Here is an 8,209-nt window from a genome sequence, read left to right as displayed (position 1 = left end):
CGCCGCCCCCAGTGCCGCCCCCGGGCCCGGCCAGGCCATGCCGCGGCACGGTATCCACCGCGACGGCGATGCGGCGGGCATGCCGCCGGGCATTGTCGATGATGTTGCCCAGGCAGCGGCTGACCGCATCCGGCCGCAGCGGCAGGGCCAGCGTCGCGGGCGCCGCCACCTCGACCGTCGCGCCGGATCGCCGCGCCTTGGCTGCCACCTCCTGCACCAGGGTCACCAGGTCGGCCGGCCGCGCCTGTTCGGTGCCCTCGCCCCGGGCGAAGGACAGGTAGGCGGCGATCATCCGCTCCATCTCCTCCATGTCCTGGGTCAGGGCGGCGATGTCCTCCTCGGTCTCCGCCGCCCGCGGCAGCATGGTGATGCCGAGCCGCATGCGGGTGAGGGGGGTGCGCAGGTCGTGGCTGATGCCGGCCAGCATCTCCGTCCGCTGGCCGACGAAGCGGCGGATGCGCTCGCGCATGCGGTTGAAGGCGGCGGCGGCCTGGCGCACCTCGCTGGCGCCTTCCGGCTTGATGGCGCCGGGGTCGCGGCCCAGGCCGAAGGATTCCGCGGCGGCGGCCAGCCGGCGGATGGCGCGGACCTGGTTCTTCATGAACAGGATGGCGACGCCCGAGAGCAGCAGCGCCGAGCCGACCAGCCAGATGACGAAGAGGTAGAGCGTCGCGGTGAACAGCCGCTTCCGCGGTGCCTCCACATGCAGCACGCCGTCGGGCAGCTGGACCCGGATGATGATGCTGCGCGGGTCGGACTGCCAGTCGGCGTCGAAGCGGGCGCGGACCCGCTCGCCGAGGGCATTGTTCAGGTCCTCCTCCAGCGGCAGCAGGGACCGGCTGGCGCGGCGCTCGCCCTGCTGGATGCGGCCGCCCGGCTCGAAGGCCAGGCCGAGCTCCAGCCGCCAGGCGGCCTCGCGGAAGAGCCAGGGATGCTGGTCGGGCGGCTCCCGCCGCACCAGCTCGGCGATGAAGGCGACATCGCCGGCGACGCCGCCGGTCAGCCGGCGGGAGATGACGTCGAGGTGGCCGCCGTAGAAAAGCTGCAGCGCGACGGCCTGGAGCACCAGCATGGGCGCCAGGATGATGAGGACGGAGCGCGCGAGCAGGGACCGCGGCAGCAGCCGGCGCAGGCCGGGCTTCAGGCTCGGGCCCATGCGCTAGGGGCCGGGCCGCAGGACGTAGCCGCGGTGGCGCACGGTATGCAGGAAGCGCGGCTCGCGCGGGTCCGGCTCGATCTTGCGGCGCAGCCGGGTGACCTGGACGTCGATGGCGCGCTCCCCGGCCTCCGGCGTGCCGAGGGCGGTGCCGATCTCCTCGCGGCTCAGCACCTCCCCGGCGCGGCGGGCGAGCGCCCCGAGCAGCGCCGCCTCGCCGCCGGTCAGCCGGATGGTGCCGTCCGGCCCGCGCAGCTCGGAGCGCTCGGCATCGAACCAGCGCATGCCGAGCTGCACCGGGGCGGCGGCCAGCGGTTGCACGGGGGGCGCCACGCGGCGGAGGATGGTGCGGATCCGCAGCGCCAGCTCGCGTGGGTCGAAGGGCTTGCCGAGGTAGTCGTCGGCACCGGATTCGAAGCCGGCGACCCGGTCGTCCGGCCCGCCGCGGGCGGTCAGCATCAGCACCGGCACGTCGTTGCCGGCGCGGCGCAAGGTCTCGACCAGCTCGAGCCCGGTCTCCCCGGGCATCATCACGTCGAGCACCAGCAGGTCGAAGGCGACGGCGGCGAGCTGGGCGCGGGCGGCGGCGGCATCGGCGGCGATGCTGACGCGGAAGCCCTGGTCGGCCAGGTAGCGCTGCAGCAGCGCCCGCAGCCGGGCATCGTCGTCCACCACCAGCAGATGGGCATTGTCGACAAGCGTGGCGGCCTCGGCAGGCATGGATCGCGGTTCCTATCTCGGGCGGCGGTCAACCGTTCCGGGTGGGATGTGTGGTGCCCGGCGGGCCCAGGGAAGGCCCGGCCGCCGGCGCCGGGTGGGGCGCGGGGCGAAGCCCCGGCCGGTCCGGCGGCTGTTCCAGCCGTTCGAGCTGGCTGCGCGCATCCGCCCCCATAAGCCCGCGCATGACGCGGCGGAAGCCCTCCACCGCCACCGGCCCGGCTTCCCGGTAGGCCCGCATGACCCATTCGCGCTGCCGCTCGAAGAGCCGCCGCTCCAGCGCCTCGCCCTTCGGGGTGAGGGAGAGCAGCCGCTGGCGGCGGTCGTTGCGGCCGGTCGATTGCTGCACGTAGCCGTCCTCCACCAGCGGGGTCAGCACCCGGCCGAGCGACTGCTTGGTGATGGCGAGGATGCCGAGCAGGTCGCCGACCGTGATCCCTGGGCGGCGGCCGACGAAATGCAGCACGCGGTGATGCGCCCGGCCCATCTCCAGCGCCGCCAGGATCTCGTCCGCGCCGGCGGTGAAGTCGCGGTAGCCGAAGAACAGCAGATCCTGGGCGAGGCGCAGCTCCTCCTCCCGCAGGAAGAGCAGGTTGCGGCCGGCGCCGACCGGGGCCGCCGTGGGGGCGCCGGCCTCGGCGCGCGGCTCCGGCGGCTTGGCGTCAGTCTGGTCCGGCATGGCAGACATGCGGGTTCCTCGGGACAGGTTTGGTCAGTGACCTTGACATATTTTTTCCAACCCTTCTAGTTTGGTGGGGCTGGAAGCAACGATATTGCGGGAGAAAGCCATCATGGCACTTGTTCCTTACGACGACCGGGACGGCTGGATCTGGTGGGACGGCGATTTCGTTCCCTGGCGCGGGGCCCAGTTGCATGTGCTTTCACATGGTTTGCACTATGCCAGCGCGGTGTTCGAGGGCGAGAGGGCCTATTCCGGGAATATCTTCAAGCTGCGGGCCCATACCGAGCGTTTGATCGCCTCGGCGAAGATCCTCGGCTTCGACATTCCCTGGAGTGTCGAGCAGATCGATGCCGCCTGCCAGGCGACGGTCGAGAAGAACGGCTTCACCGATGCCTATGTCCGCCCCATCGCCTGGCGCGGGTCGGAGGAGATGGGCGTTGCCGCCCGCGGCACGAAGATCCACCTGGCGATCGCCACCTGGGAATGGGGCGCCTATTTCGGCGTGGAGCAGCGGATGGCAGGCGTCCGGCTGGGGCTGGCCAAGTGGAAGCGCCCGGCGCCGGATACCGCGCCCACCGCCTCCAAGGCCGCCGGGCTCTACATGATCGGCACCATGAGCAAGCATGCCGCGGCGGATGAGGGTTTCGACGACGCCCTCATGCTCGACTACAAGGGCGACGTGGCCGAGGCGACCGGGGCCAATGTCTTCTTCAACATGGGCGGCGAGCTGCATACGCCGACGCCGGTCTGCTTCCTCGACGGCATCACCCGCCGCACGGTGATGGGCCTCGCCCGCCACCACCAGATCAAGGTGGTCGAGCGTACCATCCGCCTGGAGGAGCTGAAGGATGCCTCCGAAGTCTTCCTCGCCGGCACCGCCGCCGAGGTGACGCCGGTGCGGGAGATCGCCGGCATCAGCTACACGCCGGGCGACCTGACCCGGAGGCTGATGACCGACTACGAGGCGCTGGTCCGCCTGGGCCCGGCCGAGGTGGCCAAGAACGGCGCCTGAGCGGGAGCGGGGGAGGCGGCCATGGATACCGCCTGGCTGGCCTCGGCCACCGGCTTCGCCCTGGCGATGACCGCGACGCCGGGGCCGAACAACGCCATGGTCGCCGCCTCCGCAGCCAATTTCGGCATCCGGCGCAGCCTGCCGCATGTGCTGGGCATCTCGCTCGGCTTCCCGGCGATGATCGTGCTGGTCGCCCTGGGGCTGGCCGAGGTGCTGGCCGCCTCGCCCGGGCTGCAGGCGGCGCTGCGCTGGGTCGGCACCGCCTGGATGCTCTGGCTGGCCTGGAAGATCGCCACCGCCGAGCCGGCCAGCCTGGAGGCCGCCGGCCGCAGCCGGCCGATGACCCTGCTGCAGGCGGCGCTGTTCCAATGGGTGAACCCCAAGGCCTGGATCATCGCCAGCGGCGCCATCCTCACCTATGGCCGGCCCTGGGTGCTGGCGGTGATCTTCGGGGTGGCGGCGCTGGGCTGCCTGCTGGGCTGGGCGGCGATCGGCCTCGGCACGGCGCGGCTGCTGCGGACCCCGGCGGCGCTGCGCTGGTTCAACCGGGCGATGGCGGCGCTGCTGGTGCTGTCCCTGGTGCCGGTGGTGCTGGGCTGACGGTTCAGCGGAAGGCGCGCACCGCCAGCCAGACGCCGAGCACCCCGAGCGCCGCCTGCACCACCTGGCGGAAGCGCGCATCCGGCAGCCCCCGCCGCACCCGCTGGCCGAGCGCCATGCCGGCGAAGGCCGGGGCGACGCCGGCGAGCGAGGCCAGCCCCATCTCCGCCGGCAGCAGCCCGGCCCCGGCCATGCCGATCGCCAGCGCCGTGGTCGCCACCACCACGCCGAGGCCGAAGCCCTGGACGAATTCCTGCGGCGGCAGGCGCAGCGCGGCGAAATAGGGCGCCGCCGGCATGATGAAGCTGCCGGTCATCCCGGTCAGCAGGCCGGAGGCGAGGCCCATCAGCGGCGAGACCCAGGGCTCCCGCCGCGGCCCCGGCGGCGGCATCGGCCAGCCCGAGAGCGACAGCCCGGCCGAGAGCACCAGCAGCAGGCCGAGCAGGCCCGAGAGCAGCACCGCATCGGACCGCGCCAGGATGCCGGCCCCGGCCAGGGCGCCGAGCCCGGCGGCGAGGAGGAAGCCGCGCAGCCGCCGCAGCATCGGGCGCAGCGCCGGCCCGGCCAGCGCCTGCCAGACATTGGTGGCGAGCGCCGGGACCAGCATCAGCGCCATCGCCTCCGGCAGCGGCCGCACCAGGGCGAGGATGCCGAGGGTGACCGTCGGCATGCCGAAGCCGGCGATGCCCTTGACGAAGCCGGCGAAGAGGAAGGTGCCGATGACCAGGACGGCGTAGGCGGGGTCGACGGGAAGATCCATGGCCCCTTCTAGCCCGGCCGCCGGCGTGCCGCTTCGCCGGCCGGCGAACCGAAGGCGAGCAGCCCGGCGAAGGGCAGCAGCCAGGCGATGCGGGCCTGGTAGCGGTCATGCGGGCCCGACAGGGCGCCGGTGACCAGCGCATTCACCGAAACACCGACCAGCACCGCGAGCAACAGCCCGGGTAGCCGCGCATCGCCCGCCCGCGCCGTCCGCCACCAGCCCAGCACGGTCGCCAATGCGCCGAGCAGCAGCACCAGCGGATGCAGCGCCAGGAAGGGGGCCGCCATCGCCGGCAGCAGGCCGCGGGACTGGAGGCCGGCGGCGAAGCGGGCCTGCTCCGCCGCGGGGAAGCCCAGCGCCAACTCGCGGCCGACCGAGGCCTCCAGGTTCTCCGGCCCCAGCGCATCGCCGACCCGGGCGCGGCGGAGCTGGGCCCAGCCGTTGCCGAGGGCCGCGCGCAGCACGCCGAGCGGCTCCCGCCGCAGGGTCTCGGCCAGGATGGCGGCGGCCTCCGGCGCCAGGGAGATGGGGCCGCCGGGCAGGGCGCCATCCAGCCGCGGCGCCCAGACCGGGCCATCGTCCGACCAGAGGAAGTCATCCGAATCGGTGGGCAGCCGCCCGACCCAGCGGCAGAGGTGCCAGCCGGCCGCCGGGCAGCGCGCGGCGATGGTGCGGGCGGCGGGGCCATCGGCGACCGAGCGGGCGAGTGCGAAGACGGCGCCATAAGGCGAGAGGGCGAGGCGGCCGTGGAAGGCGAGGTTGCCGGCCAGCAGGACCAGGATGGCGGCGCCGAACGGCAGGGCGCAGCGCAGCGCCGGCCGCCAGCGCTGCGCCACCGCCAGGACCAGCAGCACCAGCGCCGCGGCCAGCGGCAGGTGCGAGAGATGCGCGGCGATGGCCAGGGTGGCGGTGGCCTGCAGCCCGAGCCGCTCCGCCCGGGACAGCCGGTCCGCGGCGAAGCCGAGCAGGGCGAGCGCCAGCACCAGCACCGGCGCCAGGATATCCGGCATGAGCTGGGCGGTGAACCAGGGCGCGGCGGTGCCGGCGGCCAGCCCGGCGCAGACTAGCAGGTGGCGGCCGCGGCGGGCGGTGCCGAGGAAGCCCCGCTGCGCCAGCCAGAGCACCCAGGACACCAGCAGCCCCTGCGCCAGCGCCGGGCCCCAGAGCGTGACCCGCCAGTGGAAGGCGTGCAGCGCCGGGCCATAGGCCAGCGGCTTGTCCCAGACCGGCCAGCCCTGGATGGTCTGGACGAGGAAGGCGCCGGTATCGCTGAAGACCAGCGGGTAGCCGTTCAGCAGCGCCGGCCAGAGCAGCAGGGCGGCGCCTAGCAGGTGGCTCACGCGGTGGCGAAAAGCTCGACCACATTCCCCTCCGGATCGGCGATCCGCAGCATCCGCGGCGGCGCCCCGCCCGGGCCCGGCGCATCCAGCACCGCGACACGGACGGTCAGCATCCGGCGGTGCCAGCGGTCCAGTTCCTCCTCCGCGACGGAGAAGGCGAGCAGGACGCCGGCTTCGCCGCCCTGCGGGAAGAGCACGTCGCCGCGGGCCCGCAACACCAGCTCCACCCCGCCCAGGGCGAAATGCAGGCTCGGGCCGGGGCCGATGGCGGGCAGGCCGAGGATGCGGCCGTAGAAGTCCCGCTGCCGCAGCGGGTCACGACAGGGCAGTTCCACCCGGGCCAGGGCGACGATGGTCAAGCGGCGGACCAGCGCGCCGCGGCGGCATCGTCCGCCGCCTTGGCCTCGACCCAGCGGGAGGCGCCGTCGGCGAATTCCTCGCGCTTCCAGAAGGGCGCGCGGGTCTTCAGCCAGTCGATCAGGAAGGCGCAGGATTCGAGCGCGGCGGCGCGATGCGAGGAAGCGGTGAGCACCAGCACGATGGGCGCCCCCGGCGGCAGGCGGCCGATGCGGTGGATCACGGTGCAGCCGGTCAGCGGCCAGCGGGCGCAGGCTTCCCCGGCGATGCGGGCGATGGCCCGCTCGGTCATGCCGGGATAGTGCTCGAGCACCAGCGCGGCGAGGCCGTCGTCCGCCCGGCAGAGGCCGACGAAGCTGGCGAGGCCGCCCACGTCCTCGCGCCGTGCCGTCAGCAGCGCCGATTCGGTGCCGAGGTCGAAGGCCTCCTCCTGCACCCGGACGGTGGGGGAGGCGGTCATCCGCCGGTCACCGGCGGGAAGAAGGCGATCTCGTCACCGGCCGCGACGGGGTGGTCGGGCGTGGCGAATTCCTGGTTCACCGCGGCGCGGATGGTCCTGGCATTGGCGAAGGCCGCCGCATGGCCGGGGCTGCGGGCGCTGAGCCAGGCGACCAGCCCGGCGACGTCGCGCACCTCGGGCGGCGGGGAGAGGGTTTCCTCCCCGAGGCCGATCTTCTGCCGGACCCAGGCGAAATACAGCACGCGCATCGGATATCCCTGGGACGGCGCCAGTCAGCGCGGCGTCGGCATGGTCTGCACCTGGCCGTTCGGGCCATAGATGGTGGTGGTGGAACCGTCGTTGTGGATCGTGCCGGTGCCGCCGCCGGGGACGGTGAAGCTCTGCACCCGGTCGGTGCCGCCGGTGGTGGTGACCGGGCCGCGCGGGGTCTGCACGATGCGGCCATCGGTGCGGCCGGATGGCGGCAGCGGGGCGACGGCGGGCGGCACGACGTATTGGCGCGGCGGGTCGATCTGCCGGATCGGCGGCGGCGGCGGGCTGCTGCTGCCGCTGAGCCCGGGCGGCATCGGCCGCACCGCCGGCGGATCCTCCGGCTGCCAGCTGGAGCGGCCGGCCGGGGCGGACATCCGGTCCAGCTCGCCGGGGCGATAGGCGGGGATGTTGCGCAGCGCCGCATCCGGGTTGGCGAGGGTCGCGCGCGGGCCTTCCTGCGCCGGCCAGACATTGCCTTCCTCGACCTGCAGGCTGGCGAGGCGCGGGCCGTCGCCCTGGATCCGGGCGATGGTGTCGCTCTGCTCCGGCGGCTTCGCCTCCATGCCGCCCCAGGGCATGCCGATCTTGTCGCCCGCCTTGGCGATGCCGTTGACCACGCTGTAGCCGGCCTGACCGGCCGTGTTGCAGCCGCTGAGCAGCGCCGCCAGGCCAAGCACCGCCGCCGATCCGCCAATCCGTCGCATCACCAACTCCTGTCGTCCCGCCTCGGCGGGATCAGCCTGGAACATGCGCTGCCGCCGCCTGCCGCTCAAGGGGGCGCGCAACGAAGACGGCCGGTCAGGGCCGGGCCAGCGGGCTCGTCTTGGGCGCCGAGGCCGGGGAGGGGGCCGGGGAGGCAGTCGCGGAGGGCGG

11 protein-coding genes are annotated in these 8,209 nt (G+C 73.9%); 2 read left to right on the top strand and 9 right to left on the bottom strand.

Annotated features, from left to right (window positions below; genetic code table 11):
* From AC0IW9_RS29650 to AC0IW9_RS29640, 3 genes are all read right to left on the bottom strand, one after another.
* Nucleotides 1–1,156 (bottom strand): histidine kinase dimerization/phospho-acceptor domain-containing protein (locus tag AC0IW9_RS29650; protein WP_471651910.1); only part of this gene is annotated, 1,156 nt, incomplete at its 3' end.
* A 3-nt stretch (nt 1,157–1,159) separates the two neighbouring features.
* Nucleotides 1,160–1,876 carry a response regulator gene (locus tag AC0IW9_RS29645; protein WP_471651909.1) on the bottom strand — a complete coding sequence of 239 codons (717 nt, stop codon included), beginning with the start codon at nt 1,874–1,876 and terminating at the stop codon, nt 1,160–1,162.
* Between the two features lie 28 nt (nt 1,877–1,904).
* Complete coding sequence (locus AC0IW9_RS29640) at nt 1,905–2,552, bottom strand: MarR family winged helix-turn-helix transcriptional regulator (RefSeq protein ID WP_471651911.1); 648 nt, start codon at nt 2,550–2,552, stop codon at nt 1,905–1,907.
* Nucleotides 2,553–2,664: 112 nt separating this feature from the next.
* Here AC0IW9_RS29640 and AC0IW9_RS29635 point away from each other — a divergent pair, with 112 nt between their 5' ends.
* Together AC0IW9_RS29635 and AC0IW9_RS29630 are read left to right on the top strand one after the other, a co-directional pair.
* The gene (locus AC0IW9_RS29635) at nt 2,665–3,567 is read left to right on the top strand and encodes a branched-chain amino acid aminotransferase (protein ID WP_471651908.1); all 903 of its coding nucleotides are present in this window, start codon (nt 2,665–2,667) and stop codon (nt 3,565–3,567) included.
* A gap of 21 nt (nt 3,568–3,588) precedes the next feature.
* Complete coding sequence (locus AC0IW9_RS29630; RefSeq protein WP_471651907.1) at nt 3,589–4,167, top strand: LysE family translocator; 579 nt, start codon at nt 3,589–3,591, stop codon at nt 4,165–4,167.
* Between the two features lie 4 nt (nt 4,168–4,171).
* On the opposite strand, the gene AC0IW9_RS29625 is transcribed toward AC0IW9_RS29630, so the two are convergent.
* Genes AC0IW9_RS29625 through AC0IW9_RS29600 form a run of 6 tightly spaced genes read right to left on the bottom strand, consistent with a single transcriptional unit; the run spans nt 4,172 to nt 8,040 of the window.
* Entirely contained in the window at nt 4,172–4,927 is a 756-nt protein-coding gene (locus AC0IW9_RS29625) for a sulfite exporter TauE/SafE family protein (RefSeq protein WP_471651906.1), read from the bottom strand.
* Between the two features lie 8 nt (nt 4,928–4,935).
* Nucleotides 4,936–6,267 (bottom strand): hypothetical protein, encoded by a 1,332-nt coding sequence (locus AC0IW9_RS29620; RefSeq protein ID WP_471651905.1) that lies wholly within the window; start codon nt 6,265–6,267, stop codon nt 4,936–4,938.
* Nucleotides 6,264–6,626, bottom strand: coding sequence for a VOC family protein (locus tag AC0IW9_RS29615; protein WP_471651904.1), 363 nt, complete (start codon nt 6,624–6,626; stop codon nt 6,264–6,266). Before AC0IW9_RS29615 ends, AC0IW9_RS29620 begins: the two co-directional genes overlap by 4 nt.
* Nucleotides 6,623–7,084, bottom strand: coding sequence for a molybdenum cofactor biosynthesis protein MoaE (locus tag AC0IW9_RS29610; protein ID WP_471651903.1), 462 nt, complete (start codon nt 7,082–7,084; stop codon nt 6,623–6,625). Before AC0IW9_RS29610 ends, AC0IW9_RS29615 begins: the two co-directional genes overlap by 4 nt.
* The gene (gene moaD / locus AC0IW9_RS29605; protein WP_471651902.1) at nt 7,081–7,332 is read right to left on the bottom strand and encodes a molybdopterin converting factor subunit 1; all 252 of its coding nucleotides are present in this window, start codon (nt 7,330–7,332) and stop codon (nt 7,081–7,083) included. Before moaD ends, AC0IW9_RS29610 begins: the two co-directional genes overlap by 4 nt.
* A 24-nt stretch (nt 7,333–7,356) precedes the next feature.
* Nucleotides 7,357–8,040, bottom strand: a complete 684-nt coding sequence (locus AC0IW9_RS29600) for a hypothetical protein (protein WP_471651901.1) — start codon at nt 8,038–8,040, stop codon at nt 7,357–7,359.
* Nucleotides 8,041–8,209: the final 169 nt, after the last annotated feature.

The organism is Belnapia sp. AC561, assembly GCF_979252845.1.
Note: the sequence above shows the minus strand (reverse complement) of the source record. Positions and strands in the feature narration are given on the sequence as shown.

Excerpts from the sequence above, each read along its gene's own strand:
- AC0IW9_RS29645 (WP_471651909.1), bottom strand. The coding sequence starts at position 1,876 with ATGCCTGCCGAGGCCGCCACGCTTGTCGACAATGCCCATCTGCTGGTG.
- AC0IW9_RS29640 (WP_471651911.1), bottom strand. The coding sequence starts at position 2,552 with ATGCCGGACCAGACTGACGCCAAGCCGCCGGAGCCGCGCGCCGAGGCC.
- AC0IW9_RS29635 (WP_471651908.1), top strand. The coding sequence starts at position 2,665 with ATGGCACTTGTTCCTTACGACGACCGGGACGGCTGGATCTGGTGGGAC.
- AC0IW9_RS29630 (WP_471651907.1), top strand. The coding sequence starts at position 3,589 with ATGGATACCGCCTGGCTGGCCTCGGCCACCGGCTTCGCCCTGGCGATG.
- AC0IW9_RS29625 (WP_471651906.1), bottom strand. The coding sequence starts at position 4,927 with ATGGATCTTCCCGTCGACCCCGCCTACGCCGTCCTGGTCATCGGCACC.
- AC0IW9_RS29610 (WP_471651903.1), bottom strand. The coding sequence starts at position 7,084 with ATGACCGCCTCCCCCACCGTCCGGGTGCAGGAGGAGGCCTTCGACCTC.
- moaD (WP_471651902.1), bottom strand. The coding sequence starts at position 7,332 with ATGCGCGTGCTGTATTTCGCCTGGGTCCGGCAGAAGATCGGCCTCGGG.
- AC0IW9_RS29600 (WP_471651901.1), bottom strand. The coding sequence starts at position 8,040 with ATGCGACGGATTGGCGGATCGGCGGCGGTGCTTGGCCTGGCGGCGCTG.